The 17001-nt window shown below is 41.0% G+C and carries 16 protein-coding genes; 11 read left to right on the top strand and 5 right to left on the bottom strand.

Annotated features, from left to right (window positions below; genetic code table 11):
• Positions 1-73: 73 nt before the first annotated feature.
• The gene (locus tag LS71_RS06120) at positions 74-2119 is read left to right on the top strand and encodes a hypothetical protein (RefSeq protein ID WP_034355989.1); all 2046 of its coding nucleotides are present in this window, start codon (positions 74-76) and stop codon (positions 2117-2119) included.
• A gap of 333 nt (positions 2120-2452) precedes the next feature.
• Here LS71_RS06120 and LS71_RS06125 read toward each other — a convergent pair whose 3' ends face one another.
• A complete protein-coding gene (locus LS71_RS06125; protein ID WP_034357194.1) occupies positions 2453-3223 on the bottom strand; it encodes a GNAT family N-acetyltransferase in 771 nt (256 codons plus the stop codon).
• Between the two features lie 316 nt (positions 3224-3539).
• Here LS71_RS06125 and LS71_RS06130 point away from each other — a divergent pair, with 316 nt between their 5' ends.
• The 5 genes from LS71_RS06130 (at position 3540) to LS71_RS06150 (ending at position 8555) form a co-directional block, all read left to right on the top strand.
• Positions 3540-4373 (top strand): flagellar hook-basal body protein, encoded by an 834-nt coding sequence (locus LS71_RS06130; protein WP_034356213.1) that lies wholly within the window; start codon positions 3540-3542, stop codon positions 4371-4373.
• A gap of 12 nt (positions 4374-4385) precedes the next feature.
• Entirely contained in the window at positions 4386-6083 is a 1698-nt protein-coding gene (locus tag LS71_RS06135) for an N-6 DNA methylase (protein WP_034356209.1), read from the top strand.
• The gene (locus LS71_RS06140) at positions 6073-6537 is read left to right on the top strand and encodes an acyltransferase (RefSeq protein ID WP_034356206.1); all 465 of its coding nucleotides are present in this window, start codon (positions 6073-6075) and stop codon (positions 6535-6537) included. Before LS71_RS06135 ends, LS71_RS06140 begins: the two co-directional genes overlap by 11 nt.
• The gene (locus LS71_RS06145) at positions 6534-7238 is read left to right on the top strand and encodes a di-trans,poly-cis-decaprenylcistransferase (protein WP_034356204.1); all 705 of its coding nucleotides are present in this window, start codon (positions 6534-6536) and stop codon (positions 7236-7238) included. The genes LS71_RS06140 and LS71_RS06145 overlap by 4 nt, the downstream gene beginning before the upstream one ends.
• Positions 7239-7340: 102 nt before the next feature.
• Positions 7341-8555: a malic enzyme-like NAD(P)-binding protein gene (locus LS71_RS06150; protein WP_034356202.1), complete on the top strand. Its 1215-nt coding sequence runs from the start codon at positions 7341-7343 to the stop codon at positions 8553-8555.
• Positions 8556-8615: 60 nt separating this feature from the next.
• Here the strand turns inward: LS71_RS06150 and LS71_RS06155 are convergent, their stop codons facing one another.
• From LS71_RS06155 to LS71_RS06170, 4 genes are all read right to left on the bottom strand, one after another.
• Positions 8616-9977, bottom strand: a complete 1362-nt coding sequence (locus tag LS71_RS06155) for an NFACT family protein (protein WP_034356199.1) — start codon at positions 9975-9977, stop codon at positions 8616-8618.
• Positions 9978-9980: 3 nt separating this feature from the next.
• Positions 9981-11531, bottom strand: coding sequence for a DNA repair protein RecN (locus LS71_RS06160; RefSeq protein ID WP_034356197.1), 1551 nt, complete (start codon positions 11529-11531; stop codon positions 9981-9983).
• A 72-nt stretch (positions 11532-11603) separates the two neighbouring features.
• Positions 11604-12476 (bottom strand): NAD(+)/NADH kinase, encoded by an 873-nt coding sequence (locus LS71_RS06165; RefSeq protein WP_034356194.1) that lies wholly within the window; start codon positions 12474-12476, stop codon positions 11604-11606.
• A 101-nt stretch (positions 12477-12577) separates the two neighbouring features.
• Entirely contained in the window at positions 12578-13192 is a 615-nt protein-coding gene (locus tag LS71_RS06170; protein WP_034356192.1) for a hypothetical protein, read from the bottom strand.
• A 263-nt stretch (positions 13193-13455) separates the two neighbouring features.
• Between LS71_RS06170 and yedE the strand changes: the two genes are divergently transcribed.
• From yedE to LS71_RS06190, 5 genes are all read left to right on the top strand, one after another.
• A complete protein-coding gene (yedE, locus tag LS71_RS06175) occupies positions 13456-14661 on the top strand; it encodes a selenium metabolism membrane protein YedE/FdhT (RefSeq protein WP_034356189.1) in 1206 nt (401 codons plus the stop codon).
• Positions 14662-14675: 14 nt separating this feature from the next.
• Positions 14676-14903 (top strand): sulfurtransferase-like selenium metabolism protein YedF, encoded by a 228-nt coding sequence (gene yedF, locus LS71_RS06180; RefSeq protein WP_034356187.1) that lies wholly within the window; start codon positions 14676-14678, stop codon positions 14901-14903.
• A gap of 9 nt (positions 14904-14912) precedes the next feature.
• Complete coding sequence (locus LS71_RS09455; RefSeq protein ID WP_194145676.1) at positions 14913-15071, top strand: hypothetical protein; 159 nt, start codon at positions 14913-14915, stop codon at positions 15069-15071.
• A 110-nt stretch (positions 15072-15181) separates the two neighbouring features.
• Positions 15182-15529: a P-II family nitrogen regulator gene (locus LS71_RS06185; RefSeq protein ID WP_034356186.1), complete on the top strand. Its 348-nt coding sequence runs from the start codon at positions 15182-15184 to the stop codon at positions 15527-15529.
• A gap of 136 nt (positions 15530-15665) precedes the next feature.
• Positions 15666-16940 carry an ammonium transporter gene (locus LS71_RS06190; RefSeq protein ID WP_034356184.1) on the top strand — a complete coding sequence of 425 codons (1275 nt, stop codon included), beginning with the start codon at positions 15666-15668 and terminating at the stop codon, positions 16938-16940.
• Positions 16941-17001 lie beyond the last annotated feature (61 nt).

The raw sequence follows: 17001 nt of genomic DNA on the forward strand, positions 1-17001 counted from the left end.
ATATTTCAAGTTAGATTTTTATAATGGTTGTCAAGAATGGCATTATGGCATTTGCATCTAAAGGAGTAAGAAAATGAAAAAATTTGTGTTGTGGCTAGTTGGCATTATTGTCGCCTTACTTGTAATTATTTTCTGTGTGCTTTTCACACCCCCGGGCAATGCCCTCTTAAAGCCCATTATTCAATCCCAAATTGATAAATACGCGCCGCTTAAGCTTGATTTAGACACTTTCGCGCTTAGGTTTTCAAGTATAGATGTAGCCATTAATCACGGCGATAAGATTAATATCACGCTAAATGGCGACTTCTCGCTATTTTCTCAAACGCTTGATTTGCTGCTTAAGGTAAATGCCAAGGATATATCCGCGCTTGGTGAGCTTGTGGATACGCCGTTGCAAGGCTCTTTTATTATTAATACCACAGCAAAAGGCACACTGCAATTACTTGAAATCAACACCACAAGCGATATTGCTAAATCTCTAACCGATATTCGCGTAGTGCTGCAAGATTTTGCGCCAACTTCCATTATAGCGCATATTCAAGATGCTCAAATTAGAGAATTCCTTGCTATGGCTGGCTTGAAGCCCTACGCAAATGGCTCGCTTAACCTTGAGGCTGACATCAAAGGCGATACAGAATTTAATCTTAATGGCAACGCGCTTTTAAGCATTTCGCAAGGCTTAGTTGATAGCGCACTTATTAAAAAAGATTTTGCTATTGAAGTGCCAAAAACTACCTTTGTAACCACACTAAATGCGCTCTTTGATATGGATAAGCTTAAACATGATTTTAACTTTAACGCCAATATTGGTAATATCCACTCAAGCGGGGAAACGCAGCTTAAAACGCTTACCACACTTAGCACTTATGATGTGCAATTAAGCGATTTATCGGCTTTCACACCGCTGGTGGGTATGCCTATACGCGGCAGCTTTGATACCAAAGGTGAAGTCAAAGGCGGGCAAGAATCTTTGGTGATTAATGGCAGCTCAAATCTTGCTAGCTCAAATACGACTTATAATGCCACACTTGTGGAGCTTGCGCCGCAAAATGTGCAGGCAAGCATCAAACATCTTAGAGTAGATACGCTGCTTTATATGATTTATCAACCCCGCTATGCGAATATGAATCTTGATGCAGATTCTGTAGTGAGCGACTTTGATAAGGGCATTTCGACAAAGACAAATCTTACCCTAAAAGGCATTACCAATAATGCTGTAATGAAGCAAGCCCTTGATATGGATATGCCTGATACAAACTTTACATTAAAATCTGCTATTAACCTCAATCAAGGCGTGGGTGAGGCAAATTCGCGGCTAGATTCTGATATTGCTCAAGTGCTTTTACAAAAAACAAGCATTAATCTTAATGATGTGGCTTTTGAAGCCCCTTATGAAGCCATAATCCCTAATCTTAAAAAGCTAAAATTCCTAACAGACATTGAGCTAGCTGGAGACTTTAAGGCTAAGGGCGTGGCAAGATTTAAAGATTCTTTATATGCGGATTTTAATACCCAATCACTAGGCGGGAATATCGATGCAAAGCTAGATAATAACAAACTCACTGCTACTTTAAAAGATGTAAATACCCTAAAACTCTTTGAAATCACGCAGTTAAAGCCTGTGTTTAGCTCCGCTATGAATGGTGATTTAAACTACGACACGCTCACCGAAAAAGGCACGCTTAAAGCGGTTTTAAGCAATGGCAAGCTTATGCCTAATCAAATAACAGAGCTAGCGACAAAATATCTAAAAACTGATATTACTAAAGAGGCTTACGAAGATGCTGGGCTTAATGCTACTATTAACAAAAAGCTTATTACCGCAGATATTGGCTTAAAGAGTGCAAATACTACTATTGCCGCGCAGGGTGCGAGCATAGATGCGGATAAAGGCACGATTAATGCAGATTTAAAAATCCAAATTAAAGATAAATACATTTATCTTAAAGCACGCGACAAGCTTGCCTCGCCTAGCATTAGCATTGATGCTAATGAACTCATTAAGGCAGAAGCTAATAAAGCTATTAGCAAAGGAGCAGAAAAAGCCATAGATAAATACATAAAAGATGATAAAGTAAAAGATGGCGCGCAAAAGCTGCTCAATAATCTCTTTAAATAGATTCTATCATTCCCGCGCTGTTGCTTTTTTATAAAAAGCCGCGCGGTCTTATCTTCGGGCAAGTGAATTGCCCTGCGACGCCTAAAGTATAAAGTTATAGCTGCTTTAAGCATCTATCAACTTGTTTTTTTAGGTTAGATTCTATCATTCCCGCGCTGTTGCTTTGTCTCAAAGAAACTTCGTTTTGTTAGCACAAAAGCCGCAAAGCCTGCATTATAGAATTTTACAAAATGGGATTATTAAGTTTTGCCAAGGCTTTGGAGTATTTAGAATCTAGCGCTTTGGCGCGGTGAGTAATATTTTTAAGCGATAAGTTTGTGCTTTAAGAAAGTCTTAACATTTTCCTAGTAGTAAAATTTCTTTTAAAAAACTCTGTTCAATAAGCTTATTTGTCCAATGCCTACCATTATAAAAAACAGCCCAGTTGTTAAAAATGCAAGGCAGATTTTTTGCCTTTTGCACAGAATCTACAGGCATTAGATTTAGCGTTATATCATTACTTTTACAGTAATCCTGTGCCTCTTCAACGCAGTGCAGGATATAGGGGCATTGCGGCGTGTAGTAAATGCTAAGCTCTTTGCTATCAATTTTCATTTGCTTTGCGGTGCTAGAGAAATAAGGCTTAGCAAAATGCAGCTTATTTTGAGAAAAGCACAAAGCCATTAGCTCATACTCACCCACGCTATCCACGACCTTAAAGCCATATTTAAGCAAAAATTTTTTATCCGCCAAATAGGGCTTTTTCTTTACGCTACTAAGAGCGCAAACCCCAGCTTTACCCTTAAGTTTGGCGTCATTTATGCAATATGTAAGCAAAGCCTTTCCATACCCCTTCCCCTTAAAAGAGCCAGCCACCCAAAGACAATAAATATACAAATAATTCTCCCCCAAAATAGGCACCCAAGCACTCTCTAAAGGTGCATATTCGATAAAAACCTTTCCCCTTACATCGAGTTTGCGAAAAATATGCCCCTCATTTAGCCGCTCTTTAAGCCACGCCTTTTTACTCGCCACACCGCTGCTGTGCTTTTTATCTGCAATAGCACAGCACAAATGCTCTTTGTCAATATTTTCATTTGTCAAATTTATAAAGCACTCGCTCATTTTTCTCCCCATAAATGTGTGGTATTTATACTATCACAAACCACATTAAGATTCTGTATGGGCAGATTCTATAATTCCCGCGCTATTGCTTTTTTATAAAAAAGCCGCGCGTATCTTATCTTCGGGCAAGTGAATTGCCCTGCGACGCCTAAAGTATAAAGTTATAGCTGCTTTAAGCATCTATCAACTTGTTTTTTTAGGTTAGATTCTATAAGCCTGCGAATATAACATATTTTCACACAATCGCTTTAAGCAAATATCTTAAAGGAATATCTTTTGCTTTTTATAAAGCAGATTCTATAAATAAAGGGGTTTTATGCAAAGTGGATATTATAACACCACAGGCGGTATGGTAACGCAATTTAGCCGACTTGATTTAATTTCAAATAATCTAGCCAATCTCAACACCACAGGCTTTAAGCGCGATGATGTCGTTATTGGCGATTATTTAAGGCTTTATGAAACGCACAAAGAACAGCTGCCTATAGAAGACCACACGCGCAAAGCGGCTAAATTTTTAAACCGCACGATGAATCGCGTGCCAATTATTAGCGAGGAATACACCGATAGGAGCGTGGGTAGCCTCGCTCAAACGGATAATCCACTAGATTTTGCCCTGCAAAGCCAAAATGCCTTTTTTGTCATTAAAACCCCCGATGGCATTCGCTACACGCGTGATGGGAGCTTTAATATCGATGCTAGTGGGCGTATTGTAAATAAAGATGGGCATTTGGTGCTTAGTCGTGATGGGCTAGATTCTAATGAGGGCATTACCATTCCCACAGGAATGCACCTTGAGAGCGATAATAATGGCACACTTTATTTGCGCAATATCAATAATGACGCCATTGCCGAGCAGATAAATATCGGCGCGCTTGCAATTGTAGGCTTTGAAAATCCGCGCTATCTTAAAAAAGTGGGCAAAAATCTCTATGAATACCCAAGCGAGCGCCTGCAAGAGCGAGATATTATGCAAAATAGTGGTATCATTGCGCAAGGATTTTTAGAAAAAAGCAATGTCAATGCCGTGCAGGAGATGACTTCACTGATTGAAACCAATCGCCTTGTGGATATGTATTCTAAAGTGATGAAAAGCCATATGGACGAACTGAATACTGAAGCTATCACTAAGCTTGCTGTGCGCGCATAATAAAGGATAATCATGCAAGATTACCGCCAAGGCATTAAGGAGCTGCTTAATTGCTTTGAATACATCAAGCGCTATCATACAGATATGCTAGATTCTATAGCCATTATGCTTGAAATGTTTTGGCTAAAAAGGCATTCGCCCGCATTTATAGAATCTCTTATCCACCTTGCTGCAAAGCGTAAATTTATCCACGATGAATGCGCCGCTGCGCTTAAAGACGCCTTTGGTGAGGAGCTTTACACGCCGCTTAATCCAAGCTCTAATTTACTAAAAATCCTTAAAGTCATTATGGCAAATGACGCTTCTAATCACACTATTGAGGAATTTTTGCACATTATCACGCAGAAAAAAACTATCCATAAGCTTTACTCCTACTCCACGCCACTAGAGGTAAATGAACTGCTTGTGGGCTTACTTGATATTACAGAATCTCAAAGCGTGTATAACCCTTGCTATGGTATGGGCAGCCTCTTTTTTGCCATTGCTAATTATGCACATAGTTTTGAGCTTTATGGTGAGGAGCTAGATGCTTCTTTGTCGCGCATTGCAAAAATTATTTGCAAAATTTTAGATTTAAACTCACAGCATTTATTGCTTAATAATATCCTTAAAAACGCGCAATTTAAATACCAAAGATTTGATAAAATTATTTGCAATCCTCCGCTTGATAGCCATATTGGCACGCAGTTTCTAAAAGAAGATGAGCGCTTTGCTACTTATGAGACACTTATTAAAACCTATCCCGAGCTGCTTTTTCTCATTCACTCCCTCTCCCACTTAAAGGATAAGGGTGTATTTATCTTGCGCACGCAGACTTTAATTAAATCTTCACTTGAAGTCAAGCTGCGTGAAAGGCTCTGCGAAGAGGGTTTGATAGAATCTATCATCGAGCTGCCTAAAAATATCTTTCCACATCAAACGCATGAATTTTCTATCATCGTGCTTTCTCAACACAACAAAGCCATTTTGCACATTAATGCCAATGTGCCGCACTTTTACCGCAAAGACGGCAAGTATAATCGCCTTATTAATTTAAAAGAAATATTGCATATCTATCATCACAAAATCACAGGTCAATACTCCGCTCTAACGCCGCTTAAAGATATTGACAGGAGCGATTTAAGTGTGGGGCGATATATTAAAAAGCCACTCTCTCATCATAATAACCACACGCCCATTAGCGCGCTAGGCATAAGCGTATTTCGCGGGCAGCGCGTCTATGGCAGCGCTAAAGATGAAAAAATTACCTATTTTGATTTGGGCATTGCGGATTTTACTGATTTTGGATTCTGTGATGAGTTTTCTATCCAAAGACTTAAAGGCGAGGCGCACAAAGTGCATAAATATAGCCTAAAGCCCTATGATATAGCCCTATCAATCCGCGGCACAACGCCCAAATTTACCATTCTAAGCCCGCAGATTAAATCCCTTAGAGTGGTAGCAAATGCAGGCATTATCATTTTGCGCTCACCTAGCGCAGAGGTAGCCATAGGTATTTATTGCTATTTATTTTCCACGCAAGGGCAGAAGATTCTAAGCAGTATTTATGAGCGCAATCTAGGCAGCATTAATCCTCCTGATTTAGAGCAGCTGCCTATTCCTAATGATTTTATGCAAGGTGCGCAAGAGCGATTTAAGCGTATAGAATCTTATGCCCTTGAATTACGCAATATTCAATCTAAGCTCCAAGAGTTAAGAGATGAATATTAAGCACGCTAGCCTTGCAAATATCACTTATGGCAATAATGTAAATATCATTATGCCAAGCAATCTCTATGGCTGCACGCTTGAAGATGATGTGTTTGTGGGACCATTTTGCGAAATCCAAAGCGATGTGCTTATTAAAGCCCGCACGCGCATTCAATCTCATAGCTTTATTTGCTCGCTTGTGGAGATTGGCACAGATTGCTTTATAGGACATGGCGTGATGTTTATAAATGATAAATTTTCACAAGGCTATCCCGCGCAAACACAGAATCTATGGGAGCAAACGCGCATTGGCAATCGCGTGAGCATTGGCTCAAATGCTACCATTTTGCCTGTGTGTATTTGCGATGATGTCGTTATTGGCGCGGGAGCTGTGGTTACGCGCTCAATCACACAAAGTGGATTCTATATTGGCAATCCTGCACGATTTTTGCGTCCCTTAAAGGGCGCGCTATGAATATGCCTAAACACATTGCTATGATAATGGACGGCAATGGCAGATGGGCAAAAGCGCAAGGCAAAAAGCGCACACAAGGGCATAAAGAGGGAGCAAAAATCGTGCGCGATGTTACACAATGGTGCGCAAATAAACATATTCCATATCTTACGCTCTATGCCTTTTCAACTGAAAATTGGAAAAGACCCAAAATTGAAGTAGATTTTTTAATGAATCTCTTAGAAAAATATCTCCATAACGAACAGCCTATGTATATGAAAAACCATATACGATTTCGCGCTATAGGCGATATTAGCATCTTTAGCACCACGCTTAAAAATGCCATTTTAGAATTGGAGCATATCACGCAAAATCACACTAATCTTACACAGATTCTAGCCCTAAATTATGGCTCACATGATGAAATAGCACGCACTTTTATCAAACTTGCCAACACGCTCTCTCCCACACACCTAGCTGCCCTTAGCACATCTGAAGTGATAGATATGATTAATGCTAATCTTGATACTGCCACACTCCCTGATGTAGATATGCTTATTCGCACAGGTGGGGAAAAACGCATATCAAACTTTTTGCTTTGGCAGGCAAGCTATGCAGAATTATTCTTTACCTCCACTTTATGGCCTAACCTACGCACGCAAGAGCTAGATTCTATGCTAGAGGATTTTATGCAGCGCAAAAGAAGATTTGGGGGCTTATAACGCACTAGTTTAAATACTGCTTAACCTTTGGGAAATGCGTTAGATTCTATTTGTAAAAAAGTGCTACAAATGCTGTTTTTATATGATTTTAAAGGATTAAAAATGGATTTAGAAAGTCTTAAAAGTGCCTATCCCAAAGCGCTTTCATATCATATTGGCGGTAAAGTTGGTATCACACCACGCAAACCCTTACACTCTATTGATGAGCTAGGATTAGCCTATACGCCCGGTGTTGCAGTGCCTTGCAAACAAATTGAGGCAGAGCCGCTTAGCGCGTATGACTACACCTCAAAAAGCAATCTAGTAGCTGTTATAAGCAATGGCACAGCTGTGCTTGGGCTTGGCGATATAGGAGCATTGGCGAGTAAGCCTGTAATGGAGGGCAAGGCGATTTTGTTTAAAACTTTTGCAAATGTCGATGCCTTTGATATTGAGGTAAACGAGAAAGATATTGATAAGTTTGTAGCCGTGGTTAAAGCCATTTCGCCCACTTTTGGAGGCATTAATTTAGAGGATATTAAAGCGCCAGAGTGCTTTGAGATTGAAAAGCGCTTAGTCAATGAGCTTGATATTCCAGTCATGCACGATGACCAGCATGGCACGGCTATTATTTCTACTGCGGCTATTATCAATGCACTTTATCTTGTGCATAAAAAATTAGAGGATATTAAAGTAGTGGTTTTTGGCGCAGGCGCGGCAGCCATAGCGTGTGCGAAAATGTATAAGGCTTTGGGCATAAAACACATTATTATGTTTGATTCTAAAGGCGCGATTACAGAGCAAAGAAATGATTTAAATGATTTGAAAAAAGAGTTTGTGTGCAAAGGGCATTATCCTACCTTTAAAGATGCGCTTAATGGTGCAGATGTGATACTTGGGCTATCAAAGGCTGATTTATTAAAGCCAGAGGATATTATGGGTATGAATGAATCCCCACTCATCTTTGCGCTAAGCAACCCCACACCAGAGATTATGCCAGATGTCGTAAAAAAAGCACGTCCTGATGCTATTGTCGCCACAGGGCGAAGCGACTTCCCTAATCAAATCAATAATGTGCTAGGCTTTCCTTATATCTTTAAGGGCGCGCTCAAAGTGCGAGCAAGCAAGATTAATGAAGATATGAAATTTGCTGCCGCGCATGCGTTGGCAAATTTGGCTAGAGAGCCTATCACGCAAAAACTTGAGGGCATTTTAAAGAAAAAAGTAAGCTTTGGCAAAGAATACATTATCCCCTCTGCCTTTGATGAGCGACTTGATGAAGTGGTCTCAAACGCTGTAGCAGAGGCAGCTATCAAAAGTGGCGTGGCAAGGATTTAACCATTTACAAGACCGCGCGGCTTTTGTGCTAGCAAAAGCAACAGCGCGGAAATTAAAGCCCTAGCAAGATTTTATAATCCCATTTTGCAAGATTCTATAATGCAGGCTTTTATACTTGGCATAGCTTACATGCGCATTTGCGGAGAGTTTAACAAATTTCCTTTTTGTCCAATCCACCACAAAGTCCCCCACACCCTTGCGTGCAGCATACAGCCCAACTAGCATTTGCGCACTTTTGTCAATTACCGCATTTGGCGGCATTTGCTTCCCACAATGAATAATTAAATGCGCGCTTGGCACATCTTTTATATGAAACCACAAATCCTCCGCCCGAGCAGATTCTAAAATCTTTTGATTTTCCCTAGCATTGCGCCCAAGGCTAATTTTAAAGCCATCAATAAATATATGTTCACTCTCTTTTGCGCGTGGGGCGAGCTTTTCACGCTCAAAGCCTAGTATCCCAAAGCGCTCCACAAAGGCAATTTTATCGCTTAAAAAAGCAATTTTATCTTGCAGATTCTGTATTTGCTTATGCAGGTGCTGTGCTTTTTTGTGATATTTTTTACTTTGAGCAAAATACCAATTCCCCGCCTCTTGCAAATCTCTAGCGTGCGGGGGCAACTCTAAATGCCATAGCATGCCATTAAAATCAGTGATATCAATGGCGCTTGCTGTGATTTTATGCGTGGGTAAAGTGTGCAGTGCGCCAAAAAGCACCTCGCCATAAGCAGCATACATCTTAGCAGATTCTATAAGTTTCTCACTCTGTGGGAGCGCATTAAGCGCACTTTGGAGCATATCACGCTTATGGGTTAAATCCTTTATAACTTGCAGTTTTTTAGCCTCATACAAAGCCACATAGCGCGTGTCATAATGCGCATGCAATGCATCTAAAGTCTGCTTCATACCTAAGGCAGGTGTAATTTTTGCATCTTTTGGTTGTGGCAAGGGCTGCAAAGGCTTACCTACGCGCACATCACGCCATGATTTAGTCTGTGGAATATGGCGCAAAGCCTCAATCACCACCAAATCCCCATCGCATAAAATCACATTTGTGTGCTTGCCTGTGAATTCGCACATTAGCCAAAAATGGCGCGATTTATACTGCTCTTTTTGTGCAAGCAAAAATTGCAAGATTCTATTCTCTCCATCTACGCGCACTTGCATAATAGCGCTGTTAGTGGTGCATTGAGCGAGTTTATTATCAAATGGTGCGCTAAATTTATGCTCGACAAATAGTTCATGCCTACTCATAAAAATCCCGCTATGAGCGCGTGTCATATCAAAATACAAGCAATGAGATTTACGCGCACTATCCTCACACGCGCACATAAAAAGATTTTCCTCCACGCGCCTAAAGCATTGCAAATAACGCATATCTTGCAAATACGCGCTCACACCTTTAAGCAAGCCTAGATTCAATGCCTATCCTTTGGCTTTGTCTAAATGCGTTCTTGCAAACTCTAAGGCTTCAGGCGTGATATTTGCCCCACTAATAATGCGCGCTATCTCTTTTACTCTGCCTTCATAATCAAGCTTAGTAATTACGCTTGTTGTGCCATTTTTTGACACAAGATAGTGATTATCCGCTAAGGAGGGCATATGCGTTTGGTGCGAGATAGCAAAGATTTGATAATCATGGGAGAGCATTTTAAGAATCTGCGCCACGCCCTCACTCTCCTCACCGCTCAAATTCGCATCAATCTCATCAAGCACCAAAATCCCACTGCGCGGCTCAAGCTGCGTATCAACACACATAAGTGCTAGCCGCAAGCGATTATACTCACCAGATGAAAGCACGCCCACATCGCTTTCCCCTAGCATTATCTCACATTGACTTATGCCAGAATGTCCCATTGGCACGCTTTTAAGCACTATATGACTTGGCTTTAATTTAAGCTGCTCACACAAAGCATTAATGCGCTCATTTAAAAGTGGCGCAAAATGTATGCGGTTTTCGTGCAGTTTTTTGGCATTTGCCTCACATTTTTGGGTTAAAGCGGCTTCTTTTTTTTGCAAAGATTGCTTATCAAAGGCAAGATTATCATACGCTACGAGCTTTGCCTTTTGCTCCTCTAAATATGCTAATGCCTCCTTTACGCCGCCAAATCGCCGATTAAGCTCGCTTAGGGCTGCAAGTTTATCAAGGATTTCTTCTGTATTTAGCTCCTCCAAATCGCCCAAGCGCTCCTCTTGACGCTCTAAAATCGCCTCAAATTCATTTAATCCCTCAACCAAACTAGGGCATGGCTCATCAATAAGATTTAAAAATTCCTCAAGCTCCCCCCTTAGCTCCAAAGCCTGCCGCACTTTGTAGATATGCTCTTTAATTTTTTCTTGCTTGGAGAGCATTTTTTTTAATGCCAAAAGCTCCTCATACTGCCCCTCTTTTGGGTTTATAGATTCTATCTTAGCAATTTCAAAGGCTGCAAATTCCTTTAAATGCGCGATATTAGCTTCCTTTTGCGCTATATCTTTAAGCTCATCTCTTATGTGTATAAGGGTTTTAAAATCCGCCTCATATTCGCTTAGAATCTGCCTATGTGCGCTATCTTGTTGGGATATAAAGATATCTAAAATTCTTAAAATATTTGCTCCCTTTAGCTCATCTGCGCCCTTTGTGCTAATGTGTTTAGCAAAGCCAGAGACAATCTCATAGAGCTTTTTTTTGGAGCTTGAGCTATGATTTATAAAATAGCGCGTTTTGTCTTTTTTAAGAATACTTAGCACTATTTCATTATCCTCCTTATCATCTATGCCATATGATGCCAAATCACAATTAAGATTTTCTATAGCGATGTTTGCTTCAATCAAATCTGCATTGCTCTCTTTAATGCCTAAAATTGCCAGCAAAGAATCCATAAACACCGACTTCCCACTCCCGCTAGCACCGCTAAAGACATTAAATCCCCCCTGCATATATAATTCTATGTCATTAAAAGCGGGGGATTTGTGGATTAGAATGCGCCCGACCATTTGCCTTAACTCCTTTTTAAACTTTTGCCTATTTTTAGAATCTAGATTCTATATTTTGCGCCAATATATCTCTTAATCCTCTTCACCCCATTTAAATTTTTCTTTCAAAACGCTAAAGTAATCTCGTGTGCGTGGATACATAAGCGTAGCACTCTGGGAGAGGGCTTGAATTTTAATCCTATGGCTTGGCATAATATCAATCATTTCTTGCCCATCAATGATAAGCTTTGCGCGCGATTTAGCGGAAAATTCTAGCACAAATTCATCACTTAACACCAAAGGACGCTGCGTGAGCGAATGGGGCGCAATGGGAGTGAGCAAAATATTGCGACAATAAGGATAAATCACAGAGCCACCTGCGCTAATATTATACGCTGTTGAGCCTGTGGGCGTGCCGATAATAAGCCCATCACAACTATAAGTATTAAAATGCGCACCATCAATGCTTGCATCAATGCGCACCATACCGCTTAAATCATGCTTTGAGATAAGAAATTCATTGATGGCAATAAGCGTGTGGGAGGGCGTTATAGAATCTGCTTTAAATACCTGCGCTTGCAAGACTAAATGATGTTGCAAAGAGTAGTCCCCACTTTTAAGTGCGGGGATAAAAGTATGCAAATGCTCTGGCATAAATGCCGTTAAAAAGCCAAGCCTGCCTGTGTTTATGCCCATACAAGGCAGCCTATACTCAAAAGCACGGCGCAGCATAGCAATGAGCGTGCCATCACCCCCTAAACTAAAGAGCGCATCGCAACGCGAGATGATGTGATGAAAATCCTGCCCCAAAAGCTCAATCATACCTCCGCTTATACTCTCTAGCATTACTTCAATGCCCGCATTATCTAGCTCCTCGCGTATTTGTAAAAATACTCCCTTAAGTTCAGGGCTTGAGGGGCGCAGGATAATGCCAACTTGCGTAATGGGCTTATTAAGATGGCTCATTCTTTCCTCTTAATGATTAAATTTATAGGCAAAAATTGTAGCAGAACTCTTATAACGCGCGTATAATGCGCTACTTCAGGCATAAAACAACTAATATAGCATTACTCCACATAAAAAGCACGCACAACAAAACCCCTTTGCTCCGCTCTCTGTTGGCTTAGTCCCTCAAATACAGCCACGCTTGGCATTTGTTTAGCGACAATTTGAATAGCTTCTTTAGCGCGAAAGCTCGCAAGCCCCTCTTGTTTGAGCTCTGGGCTTAAACCCGCATAGGGTAAATTATCCACGATGCCAGCAATTTCAAAGGCTACAATTTTATTATCTTCTTTCACCATATCTGTAATGCCGCTATTTAGCTCATTGAGACAATCTTTTGGCATTCCCCAACGCCCAAGCTTCATACTTTTGCAATGCGCGACAATTTTATCTTTTGGCTTAATAGAATAGCGTAGCTTCATAGGCAGGCTCTCCTGCTCTTTTTGCAGCGATTGACTTTGCGCTTTTAGGCGCTCAATTTGTGAATCTTTAGCATCAAGTTGCGATTGCTTTGCCATAGCGTCCTGCTCTAAGAGCTTAGATTCTATATTTTTGCTCGCCTCTTCAAGCGATATATTAGAAAACGCCACCATATAGTAGTATATTCCGCCTAGTATTGCTAAAAGCACGAATGCAAATCCTAGCAAATAAAATTTGGCTTTTGATGTTTTTTTCTCCACGCTACACTCCTTGTTTGCGCTATTTTATAGAATCTAGACTTTTTAAAAAGCTCACATCGCCTAAATATTGCAAGCTAGATTCTATAAAAGTGACTTGGTAATCTTTACCTTAAGGCAAGACAGCAAAAAATATTCCAACCCCTTGCTTTTTGATACCATTACGCGCTACAATAACGCTCTCCAAAAAGGCTTTCGTGTAAGGCATTCATTTAGACTTCTCTTAACTTCTTGTCTAAATCATTTTCATTCATAAGGATTGCTTAATGTTTCAGTCATTTAGGCAAAAATATTTGGTGCATTTTTGGGATACGGGCAAAGGTATGATTGCGCTTGGCATTATTAGCGCGGCGTATTTTGGGCTTTTTGGCGGCGTGTGGGCTGTAACAGGCGAGATGACGCGATGGGGTGGAGAATTTTTAGAACTCTTTGGTATGGATTTAAGCTCATATAGTTATTACAAAAAGCAAAATCTTAATGGCACACCTCTCACGCGCACAGATGGGCTTATGCTCATTGGTATGTTTATTGGCGCGCTCGTAGCAGCGCTATGGGCAAATAAAGTTAAATTTCGCCTCCCTGCGAGTAATGTGAGAATCTTTCAAGCCATTGTGGGCGGGATTCTATCAGGCTTTGGCGCAAGACTTGCCTTTGGCTGCAATTTGGCAAATTTTTTCACCGGATTGCCTTATTTTTCCCTGCATACTTGGGTTTTTACTATTTTTATGATACTTGGGATTTATATAGGCGTGAAAGTGTGCAATATGCCCTTTTTCAAACCCCGCGCAACATTGCAAAAAAGCAATGGCACAAGCGCACACATCGCCCCTAGCCCTGCGCGCGCTAAGAGGCATTTTGTGTATGGGTGCATTGTGTTTGCGCTATTTATTGTGTGGTTTATCTATTTAGTTACGCATAATCCTGCTCTTGATGTGAAAGTCAAACAAAGCCTGCTCGCGCTTGCACTGCTTTTTGGCTTTGTGTTTGGCTTTATTATCTCGCGTGCGCAAGTGTGCTTTACCTCATGTTTTAGGGATTTATTCTTATTTGGGCGCTCTATTGCCACACAAGGCGCGATTGTGGGTATGATAGCTGCCTCTTTGCTAGCTTTTTGCTTTATGCTCTTAGGTCATCAAGCAAAGGTAGTAGATATTAGCCTAGGCGTGGTTATTGGCGCATTTTTATTTGGCTTTGGCATTGTCTTTGCTGGAGGTTGCGAATGCGGCTGGGCATATCGTGCGTGTGAGGGGCAGACACACTTTATGATTGTGGGTATAGCAAATGTGCTTGGCACGATGATTTTGGCTTTGAGCTATGATTATTTCCCGCAGAGCATTAAAGAGGGCGCAAAAATTAATCTCTTGCAAACATTTGGCGCGCTTAATGGCTTTGGCATATCGCTGCTGCTTTTTGTTATAACGCTCATACTAGTGAGTGTATATAAATATAAATTTTTTAAAGCAAAGGTTTAAAGGGAGGCTATTTTATGGAGATTACTTATACGCTTAATTTACAGGGTGAGGCTTGCCCTTATCCTGCCATTGCAACACTTGATGCACTGCCTGCACTCAAAAGCGGGGAAATTTTAGAAGTGCTGTGCGACTGCCCGCAGAGCATTAACTCAATCCCGCATGATGCGACTTCTAGGGGATTTGAAATGCTTGCCATTGAGCAAGATGGTCCTACTTTGCGCTTTGTCATTAAAAAGCCTTAAGAAAGCTTATTGCTTTCATATTTTCACTTTACCGCGCTGCGGCTTGCTCAAAAAGCCCGCGTGGTCTCACACTTACATCACTCAATCAACTTCCAAAATTATAAGGCTAGATTCTATATTTTATGGCGCTATTTTGTCATTTATAGAATCTACGCGCCCACTATTTAAAAAATACTTGAAAAATGCTTCAAAAATTTTAAACTTTATCGAAACTTAATTAATTCTCATATAAGTTTTAGTGATATATAATGCACCTATCTCATTTTAGGAGGTAAATTATGGAAAGCATTTTTAAGATTGAAATTATCACGCGCGCTGAAAAGCTTAGTGCTTTGAAAGATGCACTAGCTCAAAAGGGTATCAAGGGTATGACGGTGAGTAATGTAATGGGTGCAGGCAACCAAAAAGGCAAAACAGAAATCTATCGCGGGAGTGAAACGACTATTGATTTGCTCCCTAAAATCCGCATAGAAATTATTGCTAAGCAAAGCCATGTCGATGAGATTGTCTCTATTGCTAAACAGACGCTAAATACGGGCAAAGCGGGCGATGGCAAGATTCTTATCCAGCCTTTGGCTAATGTGATTAGAATCCGCACAGGGCAGGAGGGCGAGGACGCCATTTAGTGGGCTTTGGTTGATTAAATGGCGCAAAATATAGAATCTAGATTCTATAAACGCGCTTTAGACGCTTATTAAAGGCTAGATTCTATAACAAATTTGAGCAAGAATGAGGCAAAACCTAAATACAAAAGGAGTAAAAATGAAAGCAATACTTATCTTTTTTCTGTGCTGTGTGTGTGCATTTGGCGCAGAGGGCGAGTTTGTAGCGGTTGATGTGCTGTTTGTTATGGCTTCATCGGCTTTAGTGTTAATGATGACGCCCGCTCTTGGGTTGTTTTACGCGGGTATGGTGAATAGACGCAATGTGCTAAGCACTACTTTAAATAGCATTATGCTCTTTTCTGTGATTGCATTGCAATGGGTAATTATCGGCTATACGCTTGCTTTTGGCGATGATATTGGGCTACTTATTGGCAATCTTAAACATCTTTTTTGGGCAAATGTTGAGGGCGCGCATGGCAGCATTCCGCAAATAGAATTTGCCTTTTTTCAAATGCTTTTTGCCATTATCGGCGCGGCTATTATCACAGGCTCGATAGTGGAGCGTATGCGCTTTGGCATTTTGCTGCTTTTTATTCTGTGCTGGAGCACTTTGGTGTATGATGTATTAGCACACTGGGTGTGGGGAAATGGCTGGCTTGTGAAAATTGGCTCTTTAGATTTTGCAGGTGGTGGTGTCGTGCATATCGCCGCTGGCGTGGCTGGGCTAGTGGGGTGCATTATGCTAGGCAAGCGCACCTTTTCTCAAGGGCTTTTACCCCACTCATTGCCGCTATCTTTCATCGGCGCGGTGCTATTATGGATAGGCTGGCTAGGCTTTAATAGTGGAAGTGCGCTTAGTGTAGATTCTATCGCGCTTAATGCCTTTATCACGACCAATTTTGCCGTTGTTGGCGCTATGCTTTCATGGATGATTATTGAATGGGTAAAATATGGCAAACCCACACTGCTAGGCAGCATTACAGGCATTGTAGCAGGACTTGTGGCAATCACGCCAGCAGCAGGCTTTGTAACGCCCTTTGCAAGCATAATTATTGGCTTATGCGCCTCGCCCATTTGCTTTTTTGCTATCAGTTATTTGAAGTCAAAGCTAGGCTATGATGATACGCTTGATGCGTTTGGGCTACATGGCATAGGCGGTATTTGGGGTGGTATAGCCACAGGGCTTTTTGCCACAAGCAGCGTTAATGAGCTTGTCAAAGAAGAGGCAGCGGGCGAGGGATTATTTTATAGCGGAGATTTTTCACTACTACTTGTGCAAATAGTGGCTATAGTTGCCTGTTTTGCGCTATCTGGCATAGTGAGCTTTATCATTTTAAAAGTTATTAGCCTTTTCACACCTTTGCGTGTAGATATAGCGCAAGAAGAAAATGGCTTAGACCAAGCCCTACATGGCGAAATCGCATACCGCTAGCTAGTTTCTATCATGTCCGCGCTATTGCTTTTTATAAAAAGCCGCGCGGTCTTGCAAATGC

The organism is Helicobacter jaachi, from assembly GCF_000763135.2.
In the GTDB taxonomy this organism is placed as follows: Bacteria; Campylobacterota; Campylobacteria; order Campylobacterales; family Helicobacteraceae; genus Helicobacter_C; species Helicobacter_C jaachi.